The organism is Hymenobacter gummosus, assembly GCF_003970915.1.
In the GTDB taxonomy this organism is placed as follows: domain Bacteria; phylum Bacteroidota; class Bacteroidia; order Cytophagales; family Hymenobacteraceae; genus Solirubrum; species Solirubrum gummosum.
In genome coordinates this window covers 105,421-117,782 of the sequence record NZ_RXOF01000021.1, presented here as the reverse complement: position 1 = coordinate 117,782, position 12,362 = coordinate 105,421, and the positions used below count along the sequence as shown (strand labels likewise).

General features: G+C 62.0%; 15 protein-coding genes. 4 read left to right on the top strand and 11 right to left on the bottom strand.

Features of this window, described 5'->3' with window-relative positions:
* A partial coding sequence (locus EJV47_RS26050; protein WP_165903941.1) for a transposase occupies window positions 1–171 on the top strand: 171 nt, incomplete at its 5' end.
* 39 nt (window positions 172–210) lie between these two features.
* Here the strand turns inward: EJV47_RS26050 and EJV47_RS26045 are convergent.
* Complete coding sequence (locus EJV47_RS26045; RefSeq protein WP_126696146.1) at window positions 211–1,005, bottom strand: alpha/beta fold hydrolase; 795 nt, start codon at window positions 1,003–1,005, stop codon at window positions 211–213.
* Between the two features lie 233 nt (window positions 1,006–1,238).
* Between EJV47_RS26045 and EJV47_RS26040 the strand changes: the two genes are divergently transcribed.
* The gene (locus tag EJV47_RS26040) at window positions 1,239–2,801 is read left to right on the top strand and encodes a M28 family metallopeptidase (RefSeq protein WP_126696145.1); all 1,563 of its coding nucleotides are present in this window, start codon (window positions 1,239–1,241) and stop codon (window positions 2,799–2,801) included.
* A 55-nt stretch (window positions 2,802–2,856) separates the two neighbouring features.
* Here the strand turns inward: EJV47_RS26040 and EJV47_RS26035 are convergent, their stop codons facing one another.
* The 8 genes from EJV47_RS26035 to EJV47_RS26000 all read right to left on the bottom strand — a co-directional run bounded on the left by EJV47_RS26035 (window position 2,857) and on the right by EJV47_RS26000 (window position 7,288).
* On the bottom strand, window positions 2,857–3,846 hold the full coding sequence (locus EJV47_RS26035) for a hypothetical protein (RefSeq protein WP_126696144.1): 990 nt from the start codon (window positions 3,844–3,846) through the stop codon (window positions 2,857–2,859).
* Between the two features lie 15 nt (window positions 3,847–3,861).
* The gene (locus EJV47_RS26030) at window positions 3,862–4,146 is read right to left on the bottom strand and encodes a hypothetical protein (protein WP_126696143.1); all 285 of its coding nucleotides are present in this window, start codon (window positions 4,144–4,146) and stop codon (window positions 3,862–3,864) included.
* Between the two features lie 21 nt (window positions 4,147–4,167).
* A complete protein-coding gene (locus EJV47_RS26025) occupies window positions 4,168–5,025 on the bottom strand; it encodes a dienelactone hydrolase family protein (RefSeq protein WP_126696142.1) in 858 nt (285 codons plus the stop codon).
* Window positions 5,026–5,077: 52 nt separating this feature from the next.
* A complete protein-coding gene (locus EJV47_RS26020; RefSeq protein WP_126696141.1) occupies window positions 5,078–5,689 on the bottom strand; it encodes a DUF7674 family protein in 612 nt (203 codons plus the stop codon).
* Between the two features lie 70 nt (window positions 5,690–5,759).
* Complete coding sequence (locus tag EJV47_RS26015) at window positions 5,760–6,281, bottom strand: PEGA domain-containing protein (RefSeq protein WP_126696140.1); 522 nt, start codon at window positions 6,279–6,281, stop codon at window positions 5,760–5,762.
* An 85-nt stretch (window positions 6,282–6,366) separates the two neighbouring features.
* The gene (locus EJV47_RS26010; protein ID WP_126696139.1) at window positions 6,367–6,594 is read right to left on the bottom strand and encodes a Kazal-type serine protease inhibitor family protein; all 228 of its coding nucleotides are present in this window, start codon (window positions 6,592–6,594) and stop codon (window positions 6,367–6,369) included.
* Between the two features lie 63 nt (window positions 6,595–6,657).
* Window positions 6,658–7,029 carry a cupin domain-containing protein gene (locus EJV47_RS26005; protein ID WP_126696138.1) on the bottom strand — a complete coding sequence of 124 codons (372 nt, stop codon included), beginning with the start codon at window positions 7,027–7,029 and terminating at the stop codon, window positions 6,658–6,660.
* A gap of 4 nt (window positions 7,030–7,033) precedes the next feature.
* Window positions 7,034–7,288, bottom strand: coding sequence for a Kazal-type serine protease inhibitor domain-containing protein (locus EJV47_RS26000; protein WP_126696137.1), 255 nt, complete (start codon window positions 7,286–7,288; stop codon window positions 7,034–7,036).
* 270 nt (window positions 7,289–7,558) lie between these two features.
* Here EJV47_RS26000 and EJV47_RS29065 point away from each other — a divergent pair, with 270 nt between their 5' ends.
* On the top strand, window positions 7,559–7,993 hold the full coding sequence (locus EJV47_RS29065; protein WP_126696136.1) for a YtxH domain-containing protein: 435 nt from the start codon (window positions 7,559–7,561) through the stop codon (window positions 7,991–7,993).
* Window positions 7,994–8,148: 155 nt separating this feature from the next.
* On the top strand, window positions 8,149–8,613 hold the full coding sequence (locus EJV47_RS25990) for a YtxH domain-containing protein (protein WP_126696135.1): 465 nt from the start codon (window positions 8,149–8,151) through the stop codon (window positions 8,611–8,613).
* 729 nt (window positions 8,614–9,342) lie between these two features.
* Here EJV47_RS25990 and lysS read toward each other — a convergent pair.
* The gene (gene lysS, locus EJV47_RS25985; protein ID WP_126696134.1) at window positions 9,343–10,905 is read right to left on the bottom strand and encodes a lysine--tRNA ligase; all 1,563 of its coding nucleotides are present in this window, start codon (window positions 10,903–10,905) and stop codon (window positions 9,343–9,345) included.
* 265 nt (window positions 10,906–11,170) lie between these two features.
* Window positions 11,171–12,220 carry a hypothetical protein gene (locus tag EJV47_RS25980; protein WP_243651324.1) on the bottom strand — a complete coding sequence of 350 codons (1,050 nt, stop codon included), beginning with the start codon at window positions 12,218–12,220 and terminating at the stop codon, window positions 11,171–11,173.
* Window positions 12,221–12,362 lie beyond the last annotated feature (142 nt).

Here is a 12,362-nt window from a genome sequence, read left to right as displayed (position 1 = left end):
CGCACCGACCAACGCCCGTATGATGCCAACTTATATGCCGACCGTAACAAAGTAGAACGCTTCTTCGGCCGACTGAAAGAGGCACGCGGCTTGGCCACCCGCTACGAAAAAACAGCCTCCTCCTTTTTGGCCCTCGCTCACCTGCTCGCGGCACTCGACTGGATGCGCTGACTGTCCACGGACTCTAGCAAGAAGCCTTTGGCTGCCACTTCAGGCCGCCATGTAGGCTTCCAGGGCCTTCAGCGTTTCGCGCGGGGCACTCACGTGGGGGCAGTGCCCGCTCACCGGCAGCGTCACCAGGGTGGCCGCCGGAATGGTGCGGTGCAGGTAGTCGCCCACTTCCAGCGGGGCAATCAGGTCTTCGGCGCACTGCACCAGCAGGCAGGGCGTGTGCAGGCGGGCCAAATCGGGGCGGTTGTCGGAAAGAAAGGTGACGCGGGCAAACCGGCGGGCAATGGCCGGGTCGTTCTGGCAGAAGGAGTGGATCAGCTCGGCCGACAGCCCCGGGCGGTCGGGGTTGCCCATGATGAGCGGGGCAAACGAATCGGCCCACTCCACGAAGTCGCGCTCCATGAAGGCGAGAATGTTCTCGATGTCGGCCCGCTCGAAGCCGCCGTGGTAGTCGGCTTCGTTGAGGTAGCAGGGCGAGGGGCAGAGCAGCAGCAGGCGCCGAAACCGCTCCGGCGCGCCAATGGCCGCCAGCGCCCCAATCATGGCCCCCACGGAATGGCCCACCAGCGTCACGTCGCGCAGCTCCAGCTGCTCGCAGATTTCCAGCACGTCTTGGGCGTAGCCCTGCAGGGAAGCGTACTTGTCCGGGTCGTAGGCGGTGGTATCGGAGAGGCCGGCCCCCACGTGGTCGAAGAGCACCAGGCGGTAGTGCTCGGCCAGGGCCGGCAGAATGTAACGCCAGATGGTCTGGTCGCAGCCGAAACCGTTGACGAACAGCAGCGTCTGCTGCCCGCGGCCGGCGACGTGGACGTTGTTGCGTTTCAGGACGTTCATAGGGCAAAAACAGCTGAATAGCGGCTTGCGGCAGTAAAATATCCAGGATAAATAGGTATCCGACAAGCCTTTCCCAAGCCGGGAAAGGCCCGGTTTAGCTGCCGGGCTGCAATCAACTGGTGCGCCCCAAAACGGGACAACGCGCCGGCCAGCCCGCAGCGCAACGAAGCCGCGAAAACCTCGTCCCTTTCGCGTTTCTTCGGCCCAACTCACTCACCACTTCTCCATATCCAATGCACAAACTGCTTTACCTGGCCGTAATCGGCGGCCTCGCCACAGCCGCGCCGGCGCGGGCCCAGCAGGCCGCCGAGAAAGTCGACGCGGCCATGATTGCCAAAATCAAGGACGAGGGCCTGAACCGCTCCAAGGTGATGGAAACCGCCTTTTACCTCACCGACGTGTGCGGCCCGCGCCTGGCAGGCTCCGACGGCCTGAAGCGGGCCAACGAGTGGACGCAGAAGCAAATGGCGCTGTGGGGCCTCTCGAACTCGAAAATTGAGCCCTGGGGCGACTTTGGCCGCGGCTGGGACATCGAGAAGTCCTACGTGGCCCTGACGGCGCCCTACTACCACGCCATGATTGGCGCCCCCAAAGCCTGGACGCCCGGCACCAACGGCCTCCTCAAAAAGCAGGTGGTGCTGGTGAAAGCCGCCACCGAGGCCGACCTCGACAAGTACAAGGGCCAGCTGCGCGACAAAATCGTGCTGACGGAGGTGGCCCAGGAGCCCAAAACCGGCTTCACCGCCGACGCCCGCCGCTACTCCGATGAGGAGCTGCAGAAAATGGCCGCTCCCGCCGAGCCCCGCCCCGCCCGCGAAGGCGGCGACGAAGCGGCCCGCACCGCCTACCGCGCCCGCCTGGCCCTGCGCACCAAAATGACCGACCTGTTTATGGCGGAGGGCGCGGCGGCCGTGCTCAGCACCCGCGGCGGCTCGCACGGCACCTTCTTCACCTCCAACGGCGCCCCCTACGCCGCCGACGCCAAACCCGTACTGCCCGAAATCGAAATGGCGCCCGAAGACCAGCTGCGGCTGATCCGGCTGGTGGAGGCGGGCATCCCGGTGGAGCTGGAAATGGAGACGAAAACCCGCTTCCAGACCCAGGATCTGAAGGGCTACAACGTGGTGGCCGAAATTCCGGGCACCGACCGCAAGCTCAAGTCCGAAGTGGTGATGCTCGGCGCCCACATCGACTCCTGGCACGCCGCCACCGGCGCCACCGACAACGCCGCCGGCTGCGCCGTGATGATGGAGGCGGCCCGCATCCTGAAGGCCCTGAACGTGAAGCCGCGTCGCACCATCCGCGTGGCCCTGTGGGGGGAGGAGGAGCAGGGCCTGCACGGCTCGCGCAACTACGTGAAAAACCACTTCGCCGACCCGGCTACCATGAAGCTGCTGCCCGAGCACGAGAAGCTGGCCGCCTACTTCAACCTCGACAACGGCACCGGCAAAATCCGCGGCATCTACGCCCAGGGCAACGAGCAGGTGCAGCCCATCTTCACCGAGTGGCTCCGGCCCTTCGCCGATATGGGCGCCACCACCGTTACGCCGCGCAACACCGGCGGCACCGACCACCTGGCCTTCGACGCGGTGGGCCTGCCCGGCTTCCAGTTCATTCAGGACCCGGTCGACTACAACACCCGCACCCACCACACCAACATGGACACCTACGAGCGGCTGCAGGCCGACGACCTGAAGCAGGCCTCGGTCATCGTCGCCTCGTTCGTGTACCACGCCGCCATGCGCGACCAGAAGCTGCCGCGCAAAGCCCTGCCCGCCGCGCAGCCCAAATCGTAAGGCCCGCGCCCGATACCAGCGAAAAGCCCCGCCGACTGCAGTCGGCGGGGCTTTTTTAGTTTGAAGGCGGGTCAGGCTGGCGGCGGCCGAAGGCGGCTTCGGCCCGGCGCAGGTAGTCGGCGCGCAGAATGGGCTGGCGGGTGTTGGTTTCGCGGTCCAGCAGCGTAGGTTCGCCGTGAAAGTCGCGGGTGAGGGTGTAGGCCAGCAGCACGCCCCAGCCCTCGTCGGAGCAGCGCACGGTGGGGCCGGGGAGCACCTGCTCACTGGCCACCATTTCCTGCCCGTCAATGCAGATGTCGATGTGGCCGCTTTTGAGCAAATCGGTGAAGTAGAGGCGGGGGAGCGTCAGGTTCGGCACGCGGTAGCCGGCCTGGTGCAGCCGCTGCAGGTTGCGCTGGTAGTGGCGGCGTAGCGTGTCGAAGGGGGGCAGCCGGGCCACGTGCACGTCGGTGTAGAGGCGGGCCGGCCACTTATCGTAGTCCCAGTGGCCGTCGGGCAGGGAGCAGGGGTAGCCGCGCGCCACGGCCCGCAGCAAATCAGTGCGCCGGCCGTACACGACCTCGGCCGTCTGGTCGTAGGGCGGATTAAGCACCTCGAATTGGTAAGCCGGCCGCAGCTCCCGGGCAATCTGCGCCAGCACCGGCATGATCTTCTCCAGCTCGGCCCAGTCACTCTCGGCGGAGGTGCGGAACTGGTACTGCCGCCCCTCTATCTGCACCACGGTGACAAACTCCCGGGCCTGCTCGTCCAACTCCTCGCGCACACAGACGGCCGGCAGCTGGGCTAGCTCGGCGGTGAGCTGCAGCGCCAGCTCGGTCAAGTCCTGCGGCCCGTAGATGCACTCCACGTCGAAGCCCGTTTCGCGCAGGTGAAAGAGCGGCCCCAGCCGGGCCTGGTTGCGCATCATCTGCCGTTGAAACGCCTCCGAGTTGCTGGAATCAATGTCTTCATCCAGCAGGGAGTGCTGCGGTCCGGCTGGGCAGCTGGTAAGCAGGCCCATAAGCAGCAGCCCGACGCCGCCGCGCAGCAGAAACGTTGCCAGCATCTTTTCCCGGTGATGCTAGCTGTGGCCCAGAGAGCGGCGCATTCGGAAGCCTACGGCGAAGCCAAAGCCCAGCACCACGTGTGTCGTCATGGCCGCAAGTACCGCAAATAGCCACTTCAGGCCATATTCATCGTGGCCGAAGCTGATCAGGTCAGAGCTGAGCACCCACAGGTAGCCCGCCAGCAGCGCCAGATTCAGCAGGAAGAACTGCCAGAAGCGGCGCCAGTGCATCAGCAGAAGGAGGCTGACCAGCCAAAGTACCGGGGAGGCCAGGAGCAGGTATACAAATAGCTTATCCATGACGCGAAAGGGTAAGAGCCTCTAGCTCAGCTGCTCCTTAAACAGCTGCAGCGTCCGGTTCCAGGCCAGCTTGGCGGCGGCTTCGTTGTAGCGCGCCGGCGAGGAGTCGTTGTTGAAAGCGTGCTGTACCCCCTCGTACACGAACTGCTCGTACTTCACGCCGGCTTTTTTCAGGGCCTCTTCCCAGGCCGCCATGCCGGCATTTACGCGTTCATCCTGGCCGGCGTAGTGCAGCAGCAGGCGGGCCCGGATGTTGGCCGCTTCCGCCGCCTCGGGCTGCCGGCCGTAGTAGGCCACCGCCGCATTCAGCTTGGCATCGTGGGTGGCCAGCTGATTGGCCAGGGCTCCGCCCCAGCAGAAGCCCACGCAGCCGGTTTTGCCGTTGGAGTCGGGGCGGGCGCGCAGGTAGTCCAGGGCGCGCAGGTAGTTATTGAGGTTTTGCTTGGCGTCGAGCTTGCCAATCAGCTCCCGGCCCTTATCCTCGTCGGCCGGGGTGCCACCGAAGGGCGCCAGCGCGTCCACGCCCAGGGCCAGGTAGCCGGCCTGGGCCACGCGCCGCGTCACGTCCTTGATGTGGGGCGTCAGGCCGCGGTTTTCGTGGATGACGACCACCGCGCCGCGCTTTTTCTTGCCTTTCGGGTGCACCAGGTAGCCCTTCATAGTGGCCCCGTCGCCGGGCCAGCTCACCTCCTCGGTTTCCAGGTTGGGGTCGTCGGCGGGCACGGTGGCCGCGGCGGCGTAGCCCGGGTCGAGCATACCCAGGGCCGTGGTGGCCAGGGCCAGGCTGCCGGTAAGCTGCACCAGCCGCTTCATAAACTCCTGGCGGGTGAGCGGGCGGTGGGTGTATTCGTCGAAGAGGTCGATGATGCGCTGATCCATGAGGCTAAATGTAGGCGGTTAGGCAGTAGGGTGGAGGTGGTCGATACAGGGATTATTTTCCTTCCCAAAAGTCATTCAGCTTATCCCAATAGTGCTTGGTCGCCGGCGGCAGCCAGGCATCCAGGGCCGTGTGATGGTCGAAAGAACTTTCGATAAGCTGGTTTTGCAGGCCCTCAAGCAGGCCCATTGCCGTAAGCTCATTGGTACGGTGGTCGTCGCTGTCCAGCATCGCGTCGACCTGCCGGAAAAAGGCCCCCAGTGCGGTGGTTTCGCCCGTGGTCAGCAGCTCCAGCACCTGGTTGCCAAAAACGGCCATATCCCGGTAGCTGAAGCCACCAACGGCGTCGCTCAACTGCTCGACCGACAAACCGGGGAAATGGGCCTGCAAATGCGCCTCCCACCGGGCCGACAACCCCGGGATGGTAGCGGCCAGCGCCGTAAAGTGGGCGTGCACGGTGGAGGGCTGGGCCGGCAGCTCCGGCAAGCCCTTGCTACGTTCCGCCACCATGCGGAGCAGTTCTTCGTTGCTGGCCTCCACGCTGGCCGCGAAGGCGTTGCGCGGGTCCGGCTTGCCAGTCAACTGCTGCAGTTCCTTTTCCAATTCCGAACGAGAAAGGCGCCCCTGAATGAATCCGTCAAACAGTTCGTCGATACGCTGATCCATGTGCCGTGAGCCGCAAGGCCGAAACGCAAAGCACCCCGGCCGCTGGGTTGCGACCGGGGCGTCCGTAAGATTATTCTTTTTCGGCCAGGATGCGCTGCTTTTCCTTTTCGTACTCGGCCTGGGTCAGGATTTTCTCGTCGAGCAGCTGCTTGGCTTCCCGCAGGCGCTCCGCCCGCGACTTGGGCCCCGCTACCGGCGCGGCCGTAGCTGCCGCCGGTGCCACGGCCGAGTCCCTCGGCACCGTGCCGGCCGCCGGCTTCAGCTCGTAGCTGTGGGTGGGCTTGTACTTCATTACCCACAGAAAGGGCACCGTCACGAAAATGCCGCCAATGATGGCTCCTACGTCCACCTCCTCGTCGCGCGAAAAGCTGGTGTTCAGGGTTTCGTAACCCTCTTTCTCCAAGCGCACCGTGGTGGTGGTGCCCACAATTTCGGTATCGGTGTGGCGGTAGGGCGTCACGCGCACCGGCTCGTCGTTCAGGAACACCCGGGCGCCGCCGGGGTTCGACTGGATAACGGTGGTGCTGGCGCAGCTGGATAGGAGCGTGCTGCCCGTGAGCAGCAGAAGCAGGGGAGTAGCAAACTTTCGCATAGAATGGGAACGGATTAGACCGGGAATATCCGTCTAATTTTCGTGCCAACTGAGCGCGCCAGGTTGCCCGCCGCAAGCATCTTTCTTACTGCTGGCAGGGCCCGACTACGTACGACCGAACCCCCGCCCGCTTGGCGTAGCTGGGGTTGTCGTAGGTTTTGCCGTCACAGCCACACACCGGGTTCAGCTCGTCGGTGACGATGGTGGTGCGCCGGGCCAGCTTCGGGTCGATGCAGTCGTCGGGGGCCGGGGTGGAGGTGTCGCACGAGGCCAGCAGGCAGCCCAGCAGCGCAAGCGTAAAGCAGTACTTCATGGGAAAGATGGGAAGCAGGGTACGCCCGTAGGAGCCGCGCACCCGGCCAAAGGTTGCGTGAGCCTATTCCTCCTCCCGGTGCACCGTGGCCGGGCTGAACGCCGGCACGCAAATCGACCAGTACTCGCACTCCGCGTCGAAGGGGTTGGAATAGCGCACCCGGGCGCCGGCCTTGATGAGCAGAGCCTGTCCGGCCGCCAGCTCCACCACGTCCCCGTCGATTTCGAAGCGCTTCTGCCCGCGCACCACGATGGTAATTTCGTCGAACTCCGGGCGCTGGTGGGGCTCGCTCCACTGGGGCGGGGCCACCATGTGCGCCAGGCTGTACTGCCCGCTGCCGGTGCTGGCCAGCCCCACGTGCTCTTCGATGAGCTTGCCGTCGGTGGTGGGCACCACGAAGGGCGCCGGGTTCAGGAAATAGCGTTTCTCGCTCATAAGCTCAATTCTTGCTGTCGGGGCAGGCACCCTGCTTATAGCTCGTCACGCCGGCGTTGGTGGCCTGACAAGGGTTGCTGTAGGTTTTGTTGTTGCAGCCGCACACCGGGTTGTATTCCATGGTGCAGATAGCGTCCTTGCGGATTTTGCTGGCATCGATGCAGTCGGCGGCTGATTCGGTGGGGGCGGCGGACCGCTGGCAGGCGCCGCTCAGCAGCAGGGTCAGCAGCGGCGCGGCCAGTAGCAGACGGTGGGGCATGGCAGGAGAAAATGCTGGTGTGGCCCAAAATACGCGGAAACTAGCGTCCCGGACGGAGCGGAAAGGTAAACGCCACTTTTTCAGGGTGAAGGCGTCTGGCTGTATATTGTTTTAAAACTATATTGACGGCCGGCGGTATTGTTTTCGCCACGGGCCCAACAACCCGACGGTAGGCCTTCCGTATAGGCAGGTCAAATCAGCCGCCGAATATATAGACCGGCCGATTTCTCAGCCCAGACCCCTTTCTTTCAACCACATCCTTCCTTCACCATGTCTTACAACGAAGACAACAACACGGGTAAAGTATTGCTGGCCCTGCTGGCCGGCGCCAGCGCTGGTATCGTAGCCGGCCTGCTCATTGCACCGGACAAAGGCAGCGCTACCCGCGGCAACCTGAAAAACTACGCTGGCAAATACGGCGACCAACTGGGCGACCAGCTGTCGAAGTTTGGCACCCAGCTCGACGGCACTTTCAAAAACCTCGTGGAGAAGCTGGAAGACCTCGGCGTGACCGGCGCCGGTTCCAGCCTGAACCTGAAAGGTGACTGGGAACAGTCGAAAGGCAAGCTGAAGCAGCAGTACGCGCAGCTCACCGATGAGGACCTGACCTACTCGGAAGGCGCCGCCGACGAGCTGGTGGGCCGCCTGCAGGAAAAGCTGGGCAAAGGCAAGCGCGAAATCGTGAAAATCCTCAACGATTTGTAATCGTTCGGGCCTTTTCGCCGCCCTCCAAAACGCCCCCTACCGTCCGCGGTATGGGGCGTTTTTTGTCATAACCTTACCCGAACATTCCCGTTAGCACTACCGGCCCCGGCGGCCTGTTGTGTTCTTCCCCTACCTTCAAAACACCCTACTTCTTTATGAAAGACAACAGCGGTAAAGTAATCCTTGCGCTGCTGGCCGGCGCCAGCGCCGGCATCGTGGCCGGGCTGCTGATGGCCCCGGAAGCCGGCACGGCCACCCGCGACTCCCTGGGCAAGTCCCTGGGCAAATTCGGCGAAGACCTCAATAAGCTGCTGCAGGATGGCCTGTCCAAGCTCGACGGTCTGAAAGGCGGCGGTTCCGCCGCCGGCGACGAAGCCGACCGTTCCGGCGCCGAAGACGCGCTGGCCGGTCTGAACAGCGGCGGCAGCAAAGGCAGCAAAAAATCCGGTGCCGGCTCGTCGTCGGGCCAGGATGCCGGTAGCACCAGCGGGGCCTCGTCGGGCTCGGGCGCTGGGGGCAGCGCGTCTACGGCCAGCTCTTCCCGCCCCGATGGCGGCAATGGCAGCTCCGGCGGCTTCGATGCCGGTGGCACTACGGGCGGCAGCGGCGTAGGCAGCTAAAAAAATCCGGCGGTGCGTAACCTTTCGGTAACAGCACCGTTAAAAACAGTAGAAATTGACTTAGAAAAGTCGCTGCAGTAGCACTTGAAGTAAAATTGCCAACGATTGAGCTTCTGAACAGATTGGTTAAACAACTGGTCAGCAAAATCAAATCGGATTAACCCGGTAAACTTCTTCAGATTACGCTACGCCGCTGAATTAGCTACGGACAATTTCTCAAAGAAAGGCCTCGTACCCGTTTCGACTGGTGCGAGGCCTTTCGGTTTTATGGACGTTTCTTCGCTCAGCCGAGCGCAGTGAGGTATCGGAAGCTGCTTGCAACGTTGTTTGTTCAGGTGTCTGCGCGCACTTCGCAACTGGTGGCCAGAAATTTTTGCGTTGAGCGTAACCTTCTCATAACACCGGCGTTAAAGAGTACATAATCGGTTTAAATAGAAAGTCGGATAGACGTTCCGAAGCAAAATTGCCGACCGTAGGAGCTTCTGCTTGGATCTGGTAAAACAACCTGCAGCAAAATCAGACGTGTCCATCGCACATTTCTTCGGTTTGTACCGGCTGGAATGGTTAACTGATTATCAAAAGAAAGCCCCCCGTACTATTCATGTACGAGGGGCTTTCGACGTTTTGTAGCGTGGGCTTCAGCCCGCGTTTGCCTGAACGACATCGTTGCTTTCCCAAGGTGCAACAACAATCGTCCACGCAAACGCGGGCTAAAGCCCGCGCTGCACGTTATTCCACGGGCTTATCTGATTTCTCCGTTTTCTTTTCGGCCTGTTCGGGCTTCATCTGCGGGAAGAACAGCACGTCCTGAATGGAGTTGGAGTTGGTCATAATCATCGACAGGCGGTCGATGCCGATGCCCAGGCCGGCCGTGGGCGGCATGCCGTACTCCAGGGCGCGCAAGAAGTCTTCGTCGAGTACCATGGCCTCCACGTCGCCGCGCTTGCCGAGCTCCAACTGGTCCTCGAAGCGCTGGCGCTGGTCGATGGGGTCGTTCAGCTCGGAGAAGGCGTTGCAGATTTCCTTGCCGTTGCAGATGGCTTCGAAACGCTCCACCAAGCCCGGCTTCGAGCGGTGCTTCTTGGCCAGCGGCGACATTTCCACCGGGTAGTCGGTGATGAACGTGGGCTGAATGAGCTTCGGCTCCACGTGTTCCCCAAAGATTTCGTCGATGATTTTGGCCTTGCCCATGCTGGGGTCGAGGCCAACTTTCAGAGCTTTGGCAGCGGCGCGCAGCTCCTCTTCGCTCTTGCCATCGATGTTAAAGCCGGTGTAGTGCTCAATGGCCTCGGCCATGGTAAAGCGCTTCCAGGGGCGCTGGAAATTGATAACGTTGGCGCCCACCTTCACTTCGGTTTGCCCGTGCAGGGCCAGGGCCACGCGCTCCACCATTTCTTCCACCAGATCCATCATCCAGTAGTAGTCCTTGTAGGCTACGTACAGCTCCATCTGGGTGAATTCCGGGTTGTGGAACCGGCTCATGCCCTCGTTGCGGAAGTCCTTCGAGAATTCGTACACCCCGTCGAAGCCGCCCACGATGAGGCGCTTCAAATACAGCTCGTTGGCAATGCGCAAATACAGCGTCATGTCCAGCGTGTTGTGGTGCGTTTTGAACGGGCGGGCGGCGGCCCCACCGTACAAGGGCTGCAGGATGGGCGTTTCCACCTCCAGGTAGCCTTTGTCGTTGAGGTAGTTGCGCATGGCCTGCACCAGCTGGGTGCGCTTCACGAAAGCGTCGCGCACGTGCGGGTTCACCACCAGGTCCACGTAGCGCTGGCGGTAGCGCAATTCCGGATCGGTGAGACCGTCGTACACCACTTCCTTGCCCGTTTCCTCGTCGCGGCGGGTCTTTACCACCGGCAGGGGACGCAGGCTCTTGCTGAGCAGCTTGAATTCAGTGACGTGCACCGAGGTTTCGCCCACCTGCGTCTTGAACACGTGCCCTTTCACGCCCACGAAGTCACCCAGATCTACCAGCTTCTTGAAGACGGTATTGTAAAGGGTCTTGTCCTCGCCCGGGCAGATTTCGTCGCGGTTGATGTAGAGCTGAATACGGCCCGAAGCATCCATCAGCTCCGCAAACGAAGCCTTGCCCATCACCCGCACCGACATGATGCGGCCGGCCAGGCTGACTTCCTGGAAGTTGTTCAGCTCGGGGTGGTAGTTGTCGTGAATTTCCTGGGCGTAGAAGTTCACGTCGAACATCTCCGACGGGTAGGGCTCGATGCCGAGCTGCTGCAGCTCGTCGAGCTTGTTGCGGCGAATGATTTCCTGTTCGCTTAGGTGGTGCATGGCACGAGGCTTAAAAACAGGGCCCGGAGCGGGCCGCGAAAGTCAAGCCGCAAAGATAAATCACGGATTCTTGCGGATTTGACGGATTGGTCGGATTTCGTGGACGATTGGCCAGGGAATATGCTGGAAGACGTTACAGAGGCTTATGAATACTTTCTTTCTGCTGTGAAAAGAAAAATGGCCCACCTACCTGGCGGGCCGTTGCTAGCTTAATCAATCGTCCACAAAATCCGTGCAATCCGTCAAATCCGCAAGAATCCGTGATTTAGGCGGCCATGCCCAGCTGCGACTCTTCGCCCGAGAGGGTAGGGGCCACGCGGGTACGCAGGCGCTCCTCCACGAAGTTGTGCTGCAGGTGCTTGGGCAGGTTGCTCACCAGCTCCTGGTAGCGTTCCAGGCCCAGGGCCTTGGCCACGTAAGTTTCGTGGATGCCGTTGAGGTAGCTCACGATGTCGAGCAGGGACTGGTGGAACAGACGGAAGTCGATGTCGGCTTCCACGTAACGCTCAATTTCCCGGCTGGTCTGGGAGATGCGCAAACGGCCCAGCAAGTCGAAAACGGTGGTATAGCCTAGGCGCCAGGTAATCTGCTGCCAGTGCTGGGCTGTCCACTTCTCCAGCGGCTGGCCCGTCTTCTGGCTACGGATGGCAGTGGCGGGGTTGGCCTGCACCTGCTGGCGCACCGCTACAGCCTTCTGCTTGCGGGTGGTGCGCAGAAACTGCCCCAGCTGAGCCTGAGCGTCGATGGCCTTGCCGGCAATCTGCAAGCCGGCCTTGTAACCAGCCAGCGGCAGACGGTGGATGCTAAAGTCGCCGTAGGAGCCGGCCGCGTAGAAGGACACCGGGCGCGGGTACGCATTGCGCACCACCAAGCGGCCTACTTCGCGGCGAATCAGCGAGGGGTTGTTGCTGCGCACACCGGCCGTATACAAGAAAGCCTGCAGCCCGGCCATAACGGCGTGGTAGGCCTGCGGAAAAGTCCAGTGCAGGGCATTGCGCAGGTAGTCGTCGTCGCCCAGTTCGGCGGTGGCGCGCAGGGCGTACTCGGTGCTCCAGCAGCTGTGCAGGTACTTCTCCACGGCGGCGCGGTCGGTATCAGTCAGCTCGGCCTGGTGGGCGCGGAAAAACGGCAGATGCTGCAGCCCGCCCGTGGCATCATCAGCTTCGCGGATGTGGTAGCTCAGGGCAAAGAAGTAGTTCAGGAACACCTGCGCCGGGATGGACTTACGCCATGCCTCATCATGCTGAAGCTGGGCGTCGTCGGCTACCGGCAGTTGCAGGACGTTGTCGGTCAGTTGTTCGTTGTTCGTCATCATATCTGCTCAACGTAGAAGGGCGGGATATGGTGCCAAATTACTAATTTTTTTGGCATAAAAAACACCAAAATTTGTAATTGGTTATCAAGGTGTTGCGTCTATAGTTGTTAACATGCTTGGGCTTGAGAATAGTCTTTGGTTT

Bases quoted from the DNA above. Each gene is read 5' to 3' on its own strand.
- EJV47_RS26045 (WP_126696146.1), bottom strand. From the start codon at position 1,005: ATGAACGTCCTGAAACGCAACAACGTCCACGTCGCCGGCCGCGGGCAG.
- EJV47_RS26040 (WP_126696145.1), top strand. From the start codon at position 1,239: ATGCACAAACTGCTTTACCTGGCCGTAATCGGCGGCCTCGCCACAGCC.
- EJV47_RS26035 (WP_126696144.1), bottom strand. From the start codon at position 3,846: ATGCTGGCAACGTTTCTGCTGCGCGGCGGCGTCGGGCTGCTGCTTATG.
- EJV47_RS26030 (WP_126696143.1), bottom strand. From the start codon at position 4,146: ATGGATAAGCTATTTGTATACCTGCTCCTGGCCTCCCCGGTACTTTGG.
- EJV47_RS26025 (WP_126696142.1), bottom strand. From the start codon at position 5,025: ATGGATCAGCGCATCATCGACCTCTTCGACGAATACACCCACCGCCCG.
- EJV47_RS26020 (WP_126696141.1), bottom strand. From the start codon at position 5,689: ATGGATCAGCGTATCGACGAACTGTTTGACGGATTCATTCAGGGGCGC.
- EJV47_RS26015 (WP_126696140.1), bottom strand. From the start codon at position 6,281: ATGCGAAAGTTTGCTACTCCCCTGCTTCTGCTGCTCACGGGCAGCACG.
- EJV47_RS26010 (WP_126696139.1), bottom strand. From the start codon at position 6,594: ATGAAGTACTGCTTTACGCTTGCGCTGCTGGGCTGCCTGCTGGCCTCG.
- EJV47_RS26005 (WP_126696138.1), bottom strand. From the start codon at position 7,029: ATGAGCGAGAAACGCTATTTCCTGAACCCGGCGCCCTTCGTGGTGCCC.
- EJV47_RS26000 (WP_126696137.1), bottom strand. From the start codon at position 7,288: ATGCCCCACCGTCTGCTACTGGCCGCGCCGCTGCTGACCCTGCTGCTG.
- EJV47_RS29065 (WP_126696136.1), top strand. From the start codon at position 7,559: ATGTCTTACAACGAAGACAACAACACGGGTAAAGTATTGCTGGCCCTG.
- EJV47_RS25990 (WP_126696135.1), top strand. From the start codon at position 8,149: ATGAAAGACAACAGCGGTAAAGTAATCCTTGCGCTGCTGGCCGGCGCC.
- lysS (WP_126696134.1), bottom strand. From the start codon at position 10,905: ATGCACCACCTAAGCGAACAGGAAATCATTCGCCGCAACAAGCTCGAC.
- EJV47_RS25980 (WP_243651324.1), bottom strand. From the start codon at position 12,220: ATGATGACGAACAACGAACAACTGACCGACAACGTCCTGCAACTGCCG.